Raw genomic sequence first — 13564 nt, forward strand, 5'->3', positions numbered from 1 at the left:
CCGAGGAGGGGATATGTCGCTCGTAGACAGGCATGTCGGCTTCGTGCATGCGTTGCGTGCGGCCGGGCTGCCCGTGTCGCTGGCCGAGGGGCTCGACGCGGCGCGGGCGCTGCGGGTGATCGACCTGACCGAGCGGGAGTCGCTGCGCGCCGCCTACGCGGCGACGCTGGTCAAGAGGCCGTCGTTCCGGCCCGGCTTCGACGTGCTGTTCGACCTGTGGTTCCCGGCCTCCACCAGCGGCCTGTACGCGATCCGTCCCGGCGGTGAGACCGAGGACAGGCCCGATCTGGCGCACGCGCCCGTGCCGGAACTGCGCGCCTATCTGGCCCGGCTGCTGACCGGCGGCACGGACGCCGAGATGCGCGAGTTCGCCCGTGCCATGGTCGAGCGCTTCGGCCGCCAGGAGGCCGGCCCCGGACGGCAGAACTGGTTCTCCTACAGCGTGCTGCGCGCCCTGTCGCCCGAGACGCTCATGGCCGGCATCCTTCGGGAGGTCCTGGCCGGTCAGGAGCGCGGCGGGCTGGCGGAGAAGACGGCCCGCCAACGGGTCACCGCCAACACCGCGCGCCTGGAGGAGGCCGTGGCCACCGACGTGCGCCGCCGCATCGCCGAGGATTCCGGCATCGAGCGCATCGCCCGCTCGGCCGTGCGTCCCCCGCTGGAGCAGCTCGACTTCCTGCGCGTCACCAAGGCCGACCTGGCCAGGCTGCGCCGGGAGGTGCACCCGCTGGCCCGGCGGCTGGCCGCGCGCCTGACCATCAAGCACCGGCGCGGCAGGCGGGGCCGGCTGGACTTCCGCAGGACCGTGCGGGCCTCGCTGCAGAGCGGCGGCGTCCCGCTGACCACGCATTTCAGACCGCCCCGGCCGCACAAGCCGGAGCTGGTGATCCTCTGCGACACCAGCGACTCCGTCTCGTCGTTCGCCCATTTCACGCTCCTGCTCACCTACGCGCTCAGGGAGCAGTTCACCAAGGTGCGCGCGTTCGGCTTCGTGGACCGGGTGGACGAGATCACCCGCTTCTTCGTCCCCGGCGCCGACGTGGTGGACGCCATGACCCGGCTGGCGAACGAGGCCGACATGGTCCGGTTCGGCCGGACGAACTACGGGCACTCGCTGGAGGGCTTCGCCGAGCGCTACGGCGACGCGATCGGCCCGAAGACCTCGCTGCTGATCCTCGGCGACGCCCGCTCCAACTACCAGCCGCCCGCCCTGGACGTGCTGCGATCACTGGCCGGCCGCGCCCGCCACGCCTACTGGCTCAACCCCGAGCCCAGGGCGCAATGGGACACGGGCGACTCGATCGCCACGGACTACGACACGGTCGTCCCCATGTACGAGTGCCGCAACGTCGTCCAGCTCACCGCGTTCATCGAGAGCATCGCGTGAACGGCGGCGTCCACGCGAACGCGCCTGAACGCGTCTAGACGCGCTGCAGCTCCCGGGCGGCGGTGCGGGCCAGGAGCTCGATCTGGGCGTCGTCGAGCCGGGGGGTCGCCGTCCGCTTGATCTGCCGGGCCACCAGCCGTGGCTTGAGCAGCGTGATGCCCTCCACGGTGAGCGAGCCGCCGCGCGGCAGCATGCCGCAGTGCACGGCCAGCAGTGGGGTGATGGTGACCGGGACCCCGGTCTCCCGGGTCAGCAGCTCGGCGAAGGCCTCGGCGGCCTCGACCAGCGGCTTGGCGACCTTGGTGCCGTACTTCTCGCCGAAGAACAGCCGCCCGCCGTAGGTGGCGATCTCGGTGTCGGGGCTCCAGGACTCGTTGTCGACGACCCAGACCCCGCCGGGACCGATCACCAGGTGGTCGATGGAGGCCTTGTCCCTGATGGCGCGGCCGTCGAGCACTTGGTAGCCCTGCTTGCCCAGCGAGCGGCGCAGCAGCCTGCCGGTGATCGCCTCGCCGCGCCGGCGGCCACGCCAGACGGCCGTGGCCCGGAAGGCCCGCCAGTCGAGCCACCAGTCGACGGCGGCCACCAGACCGGCCAGCAGCAGGCCGTAGAGCGCGGCGTAGGACAGCCCGAACCGGAGCGCGAGCACGAATCCGGCGACGAAGCCCACCGCCGCCTTGACCGCCCTCGACCGCCTGCGGTTCTGGGCGTCCTCGCGCCAGAACTTCTCGTACCACCACTGTGGTGACGAGCCTGTGAACTTCTCGTCCTGCTGCACGTAGATAGAGCCACCAGGCACGGCAAACTCCCCGAATGAGTCGTCGTCAACCAGGATCTGCCACGCCGAAGATCCCTCGCCGGTCAAGAGATACCCCATCTGGAACCAAGGCGAGCCTAAGGTGACGGAATTGGTACCCCAAAGAGAAGCATCACGGCACCAACCGACCAGCCGGTATGCTTTGGGGCGTGATGGTGAAGGAAGAATCCGTGCGTCAGAGGCTGCTGAGCGAAGCCACCCGGCTGTTCGCGGAGCACGGCTTCGAGGGCACCTCGGTCCAGGAGATCGTGCTGGCCGCCGGCGTCACCAAAGGCGCTATGTACCACTATTTCAACTCCAAGGATGACCTGCTGCACGAGATCTACGGTCGCGTGCTGCGCATGCAGATGGACCGCCTGACGCAGATCGCCGATGGCACGGGCACGGTCGTCGAGCGGCTGCACAGGGCGGCGGCCGACGTCGTGGAGACCACCACGGCCAACCTCGACGACTCCACGATCTTCTTCCGGTCGATGCACCTGCTCGCGCCGGAGACCCGCAAGAGCGTACGCGCCGAGCGCCGCCTCTACCACGAGCGCTTCCGTGACCTGGTGCTGGAGGGCCAGCGCGAGGGCGTCTTCAGCGACCGGGTGGAGGCGGGGCTCGTCGTCGACTACTTCTTCGGCTCGGTGCACCACCTGGGCACCTGGTATCGCACGGACGGGCCGCTGACCGGTGCTCAGGTGGGCAGGCAGTTCGCCGACCTACTGCTGGCCTCGCTCGGGGCCGGGCACGTCGACGAGTGAGGCCAGCGCCTCCCGGTGGTCGCCGGGCGTGCCGAGCGCGATCTCGCTCGCCTTGGCTCGCTTGAGATAGAGGTGCAGGGGGTGCTCCCAGGTCATCCCGATCCCGCCGTGGAGCTGCACCGCCTCCTCGGCCACGCGTACGGCCACGCCCGCGTTCCACGCCTGGGCCACAGCCGCCGACACCGCCGAGGCGTCGGCGGCGGCGTTGCGAGCCGCCGCCTTGGCCCTGACCACGTCGAGCCAGAGGTCGGCGAGGCGGTGCTTGATCGCCTGGAAGGAGCCGACGGGCCGGGCGAACTGGTGACGCTCCTTCACATGGTCCAGCGTCGTGTCCAGGCACCACTGCGCCACGCCGTACTGCTCCGAGGCCAGCAGTCCGGCGCCGAACAGCAGCACCTCCGCCAGGTCCACGTCGCCGACGCGGGTCGCGGCCGCGCCGTCGAGCGTGACGGTCGCGACCGGCCGGGTCAGGTCGAGCGACGGCACGACCCGCACCTCGGCCCCCGTCACGCTGTAGAGGCCGCCGTCGACCGGCACGAGCAGCAGGTCCGCGACGTCGGCCCCGGCCACGCCGCCGACCGTGCCGGACAGCCGCTCCCCGCCGTCGGCCAGGCGCACCGCCCCACTCCCGAAGGGCTGATGGGGGGAGGTGGCGAACGGGACCACGAGCGCGGCCGTGGCGCTGCCGTCGGCGAGCCGTTCGAGCAGCTCACCGGCTCCCGCCTGGATCAGCGCGCGGGTGGCGAGCACCGAGCTGGTGAAGAACGGCACCGGCGCGACGCCCCGGCCCAGCTCCTCCAGCACCACCGCCACCTCACTGGCCGACGCGCCGGCGCCGCCGTGCTCCTCGGGGACGAGCAGCCCGGCCACCCCGATCTCCCCGGCCAGCGTCTTCCACACGTCCAGGTCGTACGGATGCGATTCGGCGCGCTTGAGCACGGCGGCGGGCGGGCAGCGGTCGGCGAGCAGGGCGCGCACGGCGGCGCGCAGCTCCTCCTCGACTTCCGTGTACAGGAGGGTCATCGCGGCAGGTCCTTCCAGGGCACGTCCTTGTCGATGCGGGGCTCGGAGGGCAGGCCCAGCACGCGCTCGGAGATGATGTTGCGCAGGATCTCCGAGGTGCCGCCTTCGATCGAGTTGCCCTTGGCGCGCAGGTAGCGGTAGCCGGCGCCACGGCCGTAGAAGTCGACGGTGTCCGAGCGGCGGAAGGTCCAGTCGTCGTAGCCGAGGTCGCGGTCGAGCTCGACCTCCAGGCCGGACAGCGCCTGGTTGAGCTTGGCGAACGACAGCTTCATGCCGGAGCCTTCGGGGCCGGGCTGCCCGGCGGCCAACTGCTCGCGCAGCCGCGCCCCGGACAGGCGGGTCACCTCCGCCTCCACCCAGAGCGACAGCAGCCTCTGGTGCAGGTCGTGCGTGCGCAGCTCGGGCCGCTCGCGCCAGGTGGACAGCACGGGGCCGAGCATGCCGCCGCCGCGTCGTACGGGAGCGCCGCCGATCGCGACGCGCTCGTTCATCAACGTGGTCTGGGCGACGCGCCAGCCGTCGCCCACCTCGCCGAGGCGCAGGTCGTCGGCGAGCCGCACGCCGGTGAGGAAGACCTCGTTGAACTCGGCCTCGCCGGTGATCTGCCGCAGCGGGCGCACGTCGACGCCGGGTGCGTGCATGTCGCAGACGAAGTACGTCATGCCTCGGTGTTTGGGCACGTCGGGGTCGGTGCGGGTGACCAGGATGGCCCACCTGGCGTGGTGGGCGCCCGAGGTCCACACCTTCTGGCCGTCGACGATCCACTCGTCGCCGTCCCTGACCGCGCGGGTGCCGAGAGTGGCGAGGTCGGAGCCGGCGCCGGGCTCGCTGAAGAGCTGGCACCAGATCTCCTCGCCGGTCCACAGCGGCCGGAGGAATCGCCGCCGCTGCTCCGGCGTGCCGAAGGCGAGGATGGTGGGCGCGGCCATGCCCAGCCCGATGCCCTGCACGCCGGTGTCGAGCTGCGGCGTGTGGGCGAGCTCGTGCTCGACGACCTGCTGCAGGTCACGCGCGAGGCCCAGCCCGCCGAGCCCTTCGGGGAACCACACCCAGGCCAGCCCGGCGTCGAACCTGGCACGCAGGAACTCCAGCCGGTCCCCGGCGGGGTCGTGCTCGCTCAGTAACGCGGCGATGCGTTCTTTGAGCCGTGTCTCGTCCACTCCAGCTCCTGTCACTCCCGCTCCTGTCGTCACATGTACTTCTTGAGCTCGCGGTAGGCCAGCGACCGCTTGTGCACCTCGTCGGGGCCGTCGGCCAGGCGCAGCGAGCGGGCTCCGGCCCAGAGCCCGGCCAGCGGGAAGTCCTGGGAGACGCCGCCGGCGCCGTGCGCCTGGATGGCCTTGTCCAGGATCCACTCGACGGTGATCGGGGTGGAGATCTTGATGGACTGGATCTCGGTGTGCGCGCCCTGGTTGCCGACGGTGTCCATCAGCCAGGCGGTCTTGAGCACCAGCAGGCGCAGCTGCTCGATGCGGATGCGGGACTCGGCGATCCAGTCCTGGACGACGCCCTGCTGGGCGATGGTCTTGCCGAACGCCGTCCGGCCCAGCGCCCTGCGGCACATCAGCTCGACCGCGCGCTCGGCCATGCCGATCAGCCGCATGCAGTGGTGGATGCGGCCGGGCCCGAGCCTGGCCTGGGCGATGGCGAAGCCGCCGCCCTGCTCGCCGACCAGGTGGTCCGCCGGCACCCGGACGTCCTCGAAGACGATCTCGGCGTGACCGCCGTGGTCGGCGTCGGTGTAGCCGAAGACGTGCATGCCGCGCTCGATCCGCATGCCGGGGGTGTCGCGGGGCACCAGCACCATGCTCTGCTGGCGGTGCTTGGGCGCCTCCGGGTCCGTCTTGCCCATGACGATGAAGATCTTGCAGTTGGGATTCATCGCGCCGGAGATGAACCACTTGCGGCCGTTGATGACGTACTCGTTGCCGTCGCGGGTGATCGAGGTGGCGATGTTGGTGGCGTCGGAGGAGGCCACGTCGGGCTCGGTCATCGCGAAGGCCGAGCGGATCTCGCCGTCGAGGAGCGGTCGCAGCCACTCCTTGCGCTGCCACTCGTTGCCGAACATGGCCAGCACTTCCATGTTGCCGGTGTCGGGCGCGGCGCAGTTGGTGGCCACCGGCGCCAGGTGCGGGCTGCGGCCCATGATCTCCGCCAGTGGCGCGTACTGCAGGTTGGTCAGCCCGGCGCCGTGGTCACCGGGCAGGAACAGGTTCCACAGGCCGCGCTGCCTGGCCTCGTCCTGCAGGTCGTCGATCAGCGGCGGAGAGCCCCAGCCGCCGGCGGCGGCCTGCTCCTCGAAGGCGGGCTCGGCCGGATAGACGCATTCGTCCATGAACAGCAGCAGACGCTGGCGCAGGTCCTCGGTGACACTGTCGAAGGCGAAGTCCATGAAGGGAGCCTACCGACCGGCCGGTATGCATGTCGACAGGTGGTTCCCCGCAAAACCGCCCATGTGGACATCATCCCGACCCCGGACCTCCCCATAGGGTCACGCCATGACCGCCATCTTGCCCGCACCCGTGGTGCTGGAGAACGACATCGTCCGTCTTGAACCGCTCACCCCGGACCATCTGCCCGGCCTGTTCGCCGCGTCGGGCGGCGACGAGGAGGTCTGGCGCTGGCTGCCCGCCGAGACGCCGCGCACCGAGGAGGACCTGGCGAAGATCGCCCGGCAACTCCTGGAGGACGACCGGCACATCCCGCTCGCGGTGATCGTCAAGGAGACCGGCCGGGCCGCCGGCTGGACCACCTACATCGACGTGCCGGGCTTCGCGGAGAGCGTCGAGATCGGCTGGACGTGGTACGGCAGGGCCTGGTGGCGCTCGGCCGTCAACACCGGCTGCAAGCTGCTGCTGATCGACCACGCCTTCGACAAGCTCGGCTACAACAGGGTCCAGCTCAAGACCGACATCCTTAACGTACGCTCACAGAACGCGATCAAGAGGATCGGCGGCACGCACGAGGGCACGCTGCGGCGCCAGCGCAGGAGGCCCGACGGCACCTGGCGCGACACGGTCTACTTCGGCATCCTCGACGAGGAGTGGCCCGCCCACCGGGCCCGCCTGATCGGTTAGCCTCCTCCCGGGCTCGGCGGCGACCCTTGCAGCATGCCCGCCAGCAGCTCGCGTACGGCCTCGCGGAGCTCGTCCAGCGTCGGCTCGGTGCCCGCCCCGGCGATCGCGTCGAACATGATGCCCTCCCCGAACGCGACCACCTGGCGCGCGTGCCGTACCGGATCCGTCGAGCCGGCGGCGGCGAGCAGGGCGACGGCGGGGTCGCGGAAGCGGCGGCCGGCCTGGTCGTAGATCGCGCGCAGCTCCGGCCGCCTGGTCGCCTCCAGCGCCAGCTCGTAGCGGGCCAGGGTGCGCCTGGCGTCGCGGAGCTGGACGTGCAGCACCTGGGCCATCAGCTCCGGCAGGTCGCCGGGCGCCGGCGCGGTCAGCGCCCCGGCGAACACCCGCTCCTCCAGCTCCGTCAGCCGCGACAGCGTGAGCTCCAGCAGCGCGGCGCGGGTGCGCGCCAGGTTGGAGGTCGAGCCCGGCGGCAGGCCCGCTGCCTCGTCGACGGCCCGGTGGGTGAGGCCGCGCATGCCCCGCTCGGCCAGCAGGGTGATCGCCGCCTCGGCGACGACCTCGGAACGCTTCACGGGCACCGATACTACGCGTGTAGTCATGGTGCGGATGTGCATGGACGGGGCACGTTGCATGAGGTGGTGCGGCGAGCACCGCTGATCGAGTTCTGCCAAGAAGGAGGCCGTCATGCGTGCGGCACTTGCCACCGGGGTGGACGCCCCGTTGTCCCTCGAAGAGCGTGAGATCCCGGAGCCGGGCCCCGGCGAGGTCCTGGTGAAGATCACCGCCTGCGGCGTCTGCTTCACGGACCTCAACCTGGTACGCGGGCACTACCCGTTCGCCCGGTTCCCCGTGGTGCCCGGCCATGAGATCACCGGCACGGTGGCCGCGCTCGGCGGCGGCGTGCCCGGCCTCTCCGTGGGCGATGCGGTCGGAGCCCAGTTCCTGTACGACTCGTGCGGGCACTGCGACTACTGCGTGTCCGGCGAGGAGATCCTCTGCCCGGCCAAGCGCGTCACCGGCATCGTCGCCGACGGCGGGTACGCCGAGTACGGCCTGTTCAAGGGCGGGTACGTGACGCCGCTGCCCGCCGGGCTCGACCCCGTGGCCGCGGCGCCGCTGATGTGCGCGGGTCTCACCGCGTTCAACGGCCTGCGCCGGGCGGGCGCCACCCCGGCCTCCCGGGTCGCGGTCATCGGCAGTGGCGGCGTTGGCGCGCTCGCCATCCGGTACGCAGTCGCCATGGGCGCCCGGGTCGCGGTGATCGGCCGCTCGGCCCGTGGTGAGGCGAGCGCCAAGGAGCTCGGCGCGGAGCTGTTCGTGGCCAGTGCCGAGACCGACGCCGCCGCCGCGCTCAAGGCCTGGGACGGCGGCGCGGACGTCATCCTGAACTCCGCCCCGTCCACCGAGGCCGCCGCCGCGGTCCTCACCGGGCTCGCGCCGGACGGCACCCTCGTCCTGTGCGGCTACGACAACACGCCGCTCACCCTGTCCACCCCGCCGATGGTCTTCAACCGGCTGCGGGTCATGGCCTCGCCGTCCGGGTCGCCGCACGACCTGCGTGACACGCTGGCCTTCTCGGCGCAGCACCACATCCTGCCCAAGGTCGAGCCGATCACGCTCGACCAGGCCCAGGCGGCGCTGGAGGCCATGGGCGGCGGGTCCGGCGGTGGCCGCCGCGTCATCACCTTCGCCTGACTCGGCCGAGGACCCGAACTACAGGCGTAGTAGCATCACACTACAGACGTAGTTAAGGAGCCCTGACATGGCGAAGGCCGTAGTGATAGGCGGCGGCATCGGCGGACTGACCGCCGGCATCGCTCTGCACCGCGAGGGCTGGGAGGTGACCGTGCTGGAGCGCGCCCCCAGGCTGGAGCCCGTCGGATCCGGGCTGGCCATCTCCGCCAACGGGCTGCGGGCACTCGACACGCTGGATCTCGGTGACGCGGTGCGCGAGCTGTCCCAGGTGCAGGGCCAGGCGGGGGTCCGCGCCGCCGACGGGCGCTGGCTCACGCACACCACCGAGGACAAGGCGCGGCAACGGTACGGCGACTCGGTGGTGGTGCTGCTCCGCGCCACGCTCGTCGACCTGCTGGTGAAGGCACTCGGCCCGCAGAGACTCCGCCTGGACACCACCGCCACCGGCGTGGACGCGGCCACCGGCACCGTCCGCACCGCCTCCACAGGCCCGGAGACCACCACCGGCAAGGTGCGCAGCGACGGGGACGAGCTGCGGGCCGACCTGATCGTGGCCGCCGACGGCATCGGCTCGCCGGTGCGCGCCGCCCTCTTCCCCGGCCATCCCGGCCCGGTCTACGCGGGGGTGACCGCCTGGCGCGGGCTGGTGCCGCGGCCCGACGTGCCGATCCAGAGCTCGGAGAGCTGGGGCAGGGGCACCGTGTTCGGCGCCCACCCGATCAGCGACGACCTGGTCTACTTCTACGCCACGGACCTGGCACCCGCCGGAGCCGCCCACGGTGACCAGCGCGAGGAGCTGCTGCGCAGGTTCGGCGGCTGGCATCAGCCGGTCCCGGCCGTGCTGCGCGCCGCGGACCCGGCGCGGATCATCCGCAACGACCTCTACTACCTGCGCGAGCCGCTGCCCGCCATGCACTCCGGCCGGGTGGCGCTGGTGGGCGACGCGGCCCACCCGATGACGCCCAACCTCGGCCAGGGCGCCTGCCAGGCGATCGAGGACGCGGTGGTGCTCGCCCGGCTCGCGGACGGCGATCTGTCCGCCTACACCCTGTCCGCCTACACGGAGGCCCGCCTGCGGCGGACCGCCGAGGTGGTGCGCAGGTCCATGTCGATCTGCGCGATGACCAAGCTGCGCAACCCCGTGGCCGTGGCCCTGCGCGACAGGGGAATGTCGCTGGCCACCCGGCTCACGCCCGATCTGATGCTGCGGTCAATGGACGGGATTCTGGGGTGGCGGCCACCGGCGCGGCCGGGGAGTGGTCAGGAGCGAGCCGCCCCAGCGTGATCGTGCCGGCGATGGTCAGCGCCGCCGCGAGCAGCGCGGGCACCGCCGTGGAGGAGTCGGTCGGCAGCGGCTCGCCGAGCAGGATCGCACCGGCCAGCACCGAGGTGATCGGATCCACGACCTGCACGCCGGCGTAGGCGATGCCGAAGTAGCCGACCGCGTAGGAACGCTGCAGCAGCACCACCGCGCAGACCAGCAGCACCGGCACGGCCAGGGTGAACCAGTGCAGCAGCCGCCCCCAGTCGCCTTCCAGGCCGCCGCCGACCACCCGGACGAACGTGGACACGCTCGCGGTGACGACGCCCGCCCCGATCGACAGCAGCAGCGCCCGGCCCGGCCCGTGGGTCCGGCTCGCGGCCACCTGGGTGACCAGCGCGATCACCCCGATCACGGCGATGAACACCAGGGCGGCGCCGGTGCCGAGCCGGGGCGTGACGTGATGCTGCGGCACCAGGAACATGAGCCAGAGCAGGCCCACGGCCACGGCGATCGAGCCGAAGATCTCCGCCTTGTACGGCTTGCGGCCGTACATCAGCGCGGCCAGCGGCACCGCGAAGACCAGCGTGGCCACGCTGATGGGCTGCACCGCGACCAGCGGCGCGAAGCTGAGCGCGACGGCGTGCAGGCTCGCGCCGGTCAGGCCGATGATGCCACCGATACACCAGCGAGGACGTCTCACCAGCTTGAGTAACGAGGCGCCCTCGGCCACCGCCTCGTACTGCTGCAGTGCGGCGCCGAGCGCGTATCCCAGCGCGCCGGCGAGGGCGATGACCACACCGACCCAGGTCATGGGCACCCGCGCAGGGTCAGAGATCCCAGGAGCATCCACCCAGCTTAGAGTGGAAGCAATGCACTCGAATCATCCTTTAAGCCAATTCCAGCCTGGGAGCAGGGGCCTACGAGTCGTTCTTCGAGGGCTCCGGGCAGACGCACAGAAGGTGCCCTTCGGGGTCTTGCAGGACGATCCACCTGACGCCCTCCTCGGTGACGCCGGGCTGGAACTCCGGCTTGGTGGCGCCGAGCGCGACGTACTCCTCGACGGCCCGTGCCACGTCCGGCACCCGGAAGTCGAGGTGGAACTGCTTGTCCGGGCTCGGCCACGACACCGGCTTCCGGTCGGGGACCCGGCCGAAGTAGATGCTCGTGGTGCCGTCGCTCACGGCGGCGTACTCGTCCTCGGAGTACTGGATGTCGAACCCGGTCACCTGGTGGTAGAACTCGGCCAGCTTCCTGGGCTCCGCGCAGTCGATCGTGAACGCTATGAGGTTCGCCTTTGTCGTCATGACCCCAGGCTCGCAGCCGTACCTGCCATCTTCTGTCAGGTACGGGAAGCGCGTGCTCCCGAGCCGACCCGCTTGAGGATCCGGTCCCACTCGGTGCCGAACGGGTTGTCCTGCACCAGGTAGGTCCAGGTCGCCTCGGGCCGCTTCAGGTCCGGCTCCGGCGCCTCGAACGACGCCAGCGAGCGCCGCTCCACCTCGGCCTGCAGCGACTTGTACTCGGCCACGGCCTCACGGTGGAACTCGTCCACCGGGCTCATCCGGCCCAGCGCCCGCAGGTGGATGCCCTCGCGCAGGTCGGTGAGGAAGGCCAGGTGCTCGGTCCAGCACTGGTCGATCGCGTGCAGCACTATCTGCCTGGCCGTCTCCTCCCGGGTCTCCTCCGGCATCGACTCCCAGCGCTCGGGGTCGGCCGCGGCCAGCGCCTTGGCCGCCGAGTCGCCGTACAGGACCTTGTCGCGCCACTCCATGATCAACTCGCGCTGCTGCTCCAGCAGCCGGGTGTAGCGCCAGGTGTTGCGGTGGATCTGCAGGTTGACGCCCTCCGCCACCCGCTGGGCATGAGCGACGAGGTAGGCGCCCCGGCGGTGGCGCACCAGGCCGTCGGCGTCCGCGGCCGGCGGGCGCTCGTCCGGCGTGAACTGGGTGATCAGTTCGTCCCCCATGCTGACGAAGAACACCGAGCCGCCCGGGTCGCCCTGCCGTCCCGCCCGGCCGCGCAACTGGTCGTCCAGGCGGCTGCTGGAGTGGCGGCCGGAGCCGATCACGTACAGGCCGCCGAGCTCGGCGACACCGTCGCCGAGGCGGATGTCGGTGCCGCGCCCGGCCATCTGGGTGGAGACGGTGATGGCGTCGCGCTCCCCCGCCTTGGCGATGATCGTGGCCTCTTCGGCGTCGTTCTTGGCGTTGAGCACCACCGGCCGCAGGTTGCGGCGCTGCAGCAGCTTGGCCAGGCTCTCGGACTCGGCCACGTCGAGCGTGCCGATGAGGATGGGCCGCCCGGTGGCGTGCACCTCCTGGATCTCCTCCACCAGCGCCGCGTCCTTGTCGGGCACCGTCGGATAGATCCGGTCCGGCTCGTCCTGCCTGACACACGGGCGGTTGGACGGGATCACCGCGACCTTCAGCCCGTAGAACTCACCGAGCTGCTCGCTCACGGCCACGGCCGTGCCCGTCATGCCGCACACCGTCGGATAGCGCTTGACCAGCCCCTGAACGGTGAGCGAGTCCAGGATCTCGCCCTTCTCGCTCGGCGGCAGCGCCTCCTTGGCCTCCACCGCCGCCTGCAGCCCGTTGGGCCAGCGCTGCAGCATCGCGACCCGGCCGCGCGAGGGGTTGATGAGCTGCACCTTGCCCTCACGCACGATGTAGTCGACGTCGCGGGACAACAGCGCGTGCGCGTGCAGGGCCAGGTTGAGCTCGATCAGCGTGCCGGGCTCGTGCTCGTCGTAGAGCTCCACGCCCAGCAGGTTCTCGACGGTCTCGGCGCCCTTCTGCGTCAGATAGACGTTGCGCGCCTGGTCGTCGACCTCGTAGTGGTAGCCCCGGATGAGCTGCCTGACCAGCACCGCCATCTCCGGCACCGCATCCCCCGCGTCGGAGGCCCCGGCCATCACCAGCGGCACCCGCGCCTCGTCCACGAGCACCGAGTCGGCCTCGTCGATCAGCGCCACCTCCGGCGGCGGCACGATGATCGCGCTCGCGTCCGTCCGCAGCCGGTCGCGCAGCACGTCGAACCCGATCTCACTGACGGGCCCGTAGGTGACGTCCTTCGCGTACGCCTCCCGCCGCTCCTCCGGCGTGGAGCCCTGGCCGAGCCAGCCGACGCTGACCCCCATCGCCTCGTAGAACGGCGCCATCCACTCGGCGTCGCGCCGGGCCAGGTAGTCGTTGACGGACATGACGTGCACCCGCTTGCCCTGCAGCGCGTAGCCCGCCGCCGCCATCGCCCCGGACAGCGTCTTGCCCTCGCCGGTGGCCATCTCGGCCACCTTCCCGTCGAGCAGGGCGAGCGTCCCCAGCACCTGCACGTCGTACGGCCTGAGCCCCAGCGTCCTGTCGGCCGCCTCCCGCGCGATGGCGCAGAACTCGGCCAGATCGCTCATGTCCGGCGCAGGCAGCTCGGCCAGCCCGCCGATCCGATCGCCGCGACCGCCCGCCGCCTTGACGATCTTGCGGTACGGGCTCAGGTTCACGCCTCCGGGGCGGTCCAGAAGGTTCCTGACAATCGCTGTAAATGACGGCACAGTTCCTC

The 13564-nt window shown here is 71.3% G+C and carries 13 protein-coding genes; 5 read left to right on the top strand and 8 right to left on the bottom strand.

Going from position 1 to position 13564, the window contains the following annotated elements; all coding sequences use genetic code 11:
• Positions 1-13 precede the first annotated feature (13 nt).
• Positions 14-1387: a VWA domain-containing protein gene (locus tag ACIBQX_RS15390; protein ID WP_397004713.1), complete on the top strand. Its 1374-nt coding sequence runs from the start codon at positions 14-16 to the stop codon at positions 1385-1387.
• Positions 1388-1421: 34 nt separating this feature from the next.
• Here ACIBQX_RS15390 and ACIBQX_RS15395 read toward each other — a convergent pair whose 3' ends face one another.
• Positions 1422-2186 (bottom strand): nuclease-related domain-containing protein, encoded by a 765-nt coding sequence (locus tag ACIBQX_RS15395; RefSeq protein WP_397004715.1) that lies wholly within the window; start codon positions 2184-2186, stop codon positions 1422-1424.
• Positions 2187-2341: 155 nt separating this feature from the next.
• On the opposite strand from ACIBQX_RS15395, the gene ACIBQX_RS15400 reads away from it, so the two are divergent.
• Positions 2342-2950, top strand: coding sequence for a TetR/AcrR family transcriptional regulator (locus tag ACIBQX_RS15400; RefSeq protein WP_397004717.1), 609 nt, complete (start codon positions 2342-2344; stop codon positions 2948-2950).
• Here the strand turns inward: ACIBQX_RS15400 and ACIBQX_RS15405 are convergent.
• Genes ACIBQX_RS15405 through ACIBQX_RS15415 form a run of 3 tightly spaced genes read right to left on the bottom strand, consistent with a single transcriptional unit; the run spans position 2909 to position 6365 of the window.
• Positions 2909-3973: an acyl-CoA dehydrogenase family protein gene (locus ACIBQX_RS15405; RefSeq protein WP_397004719.1), complete on the bottom strand. Its 1065-nt coding sequence runs from the start codon at positions 3971-3973 to the stop codon at positions 2909-2911. The genes ACIBQX_RS15400 and ACIBQX_RS15405 overlap by 42 nt on opposite strands.
• Positions 3970-5133: an acyl-CoA dehydrogenase family protein gene (locus ACIBQX_RS15410; RefSeq protein WP_397004721.1), complete on the bottom strand. Its 1164-nt coding sequence runs from the start codon at positions 5131-5133 to the stop codon at positions 3970-3972. The genes ACIBQX_RS15405 and ACIBQX_RS15410 overlap by 4 nt, the downstream gene beginning before the upstream one ends.
• Before the next feature lie 29 nt (positions 5134-5162).
• Positions 5163-6365, bottom strand: coding sequence for an acyl-CoA dehydrogenase family protein (locus ACIBQX_RS15415; RefSeq protein WP_397004723.1), 1203 nt, complete (start codon positions 6363-6365; stop codon positions 5163-5165).
• A 106-nt stretch (positions 6366-6471) separates the two neighbouring features.
• Between ACIBQX_RS15415 and ACIBQX_RS15420 the strand changes: the two genes are divergently transcribed.
• Positions 6472-7050: a GNAT family N-acetyltransferase gene (locus ACIBQX_RS15420; RefSeq protein ID WP_397004725.1), complete on the top strand. Its 579-nt coding sequence runs from the start codon at positions 6472-6474 to the stop codon at positions 7048-7050.
• On the opposite strand, the gene ACIBQX_RS15425 is transcribed toward ACIBQX_RS15420, so the two are convergent.
• Positions 7047-7622: a TetR/AcrR family transcriptional regulator gene (locus ACIBQX_RS15425; RefSeq protein WP_397004727.1), complete on the bottom strand. Its 576-nt coding sequence runs from the start codon at positions 7620-7622 to the stop codon at positions 7047-7049. The two genes, ACIBQX_RS15420 and ACIBQX_RS15425, sit on opposite strands and share 4 nt — an antisense overlap.
• A 112-nt stretch (positions 7623-7734) precedes the next feature.
• Between ACIBQX_RS15425 and ACIBQX_RS15430 the strand changes: the two genes are divergently transcribed.
• Positions 7735-8745 carry an alcohol dehydrogenase catalytic domain-containing protein gene (locus ACIBQX_RS15430; protein ID WP_397004729.1) on the top strand — a complete coding sequence of 337 codons (1011 nt, stop codon included), beginning with the start codon at positions 7735-7737 and terminating at the stop codon, positions 8743-8745.
• A 67-nt stretch (positions 8746-8812) separates the two neighbouring features.
• Positions 8813-10030: an FAD-dependent monooxygenase gene (locus ACIBQX_RS15435; protein WP_397004731.1), complete on the top strand. Its 1218-nt coding sequence runs from the start codon at positions 8813-8815 to the stop codon at positions 10028-10030.
• Here ACIBQX_RS15435 and ACIBQX_RS15440 read toward each other — a convergent pair.
• The 3 genes from ACIBQX_RS15440 to secA2 all read right to left on the bottom strand — a co-directional run bounded on the left by ACIBQX_RS15440 (position 9933) and on the right by secA2 (position 13505).
• Positions 9933-10820, bottom strand: a complete 888-nt coding sequence (locus ACIBQX_RS15440) for a DMT family transporter (protein ID WP_397005435.1) — start codon at positions 10818-10820, stop codon at positions 9933-9935. The genes ACIBQX_RS15435 and ACIBQX_RS15440 overlap by 98 nt on opposite strands.
• Before the next feature lie 106 nt (positions 10821-10926).
• Complete coding sequence (locus ACIBQX_RS15445; protein ID WP_397004733.1) at positions 10927-11313, bottom strand: VOC family protein; 387 nt, start codon at positions 11311-11313, stop codon at positions 10927-10929.
• A 35-nt stretch (positions 11314-11348) separates the two neighbouring features.
• Positions 11349-13505 (bottom strand): accessory Sec system translocase SecA2, encoded by a 2157-nt coding sequence (gene secA2, locus ACIBQX_RS15450; protein ID WP_397004735.1) that lies wholly within the window; start codon positions 13503-13505, stop codon positions 11349-11351.
• Between the last annotated feature and the right edge of the window lie 59 nt (positions 13506-13564).

Origin of the sequence: Nonomuraea sp. NPDC049714 (assembly GCF_044465295.1) — a bacterium.
GTDB lineage: Bacteria > Actinomycetota > Actinomycetes > Streptosporangiales > Streptosporangiaceae > Nonomuraea.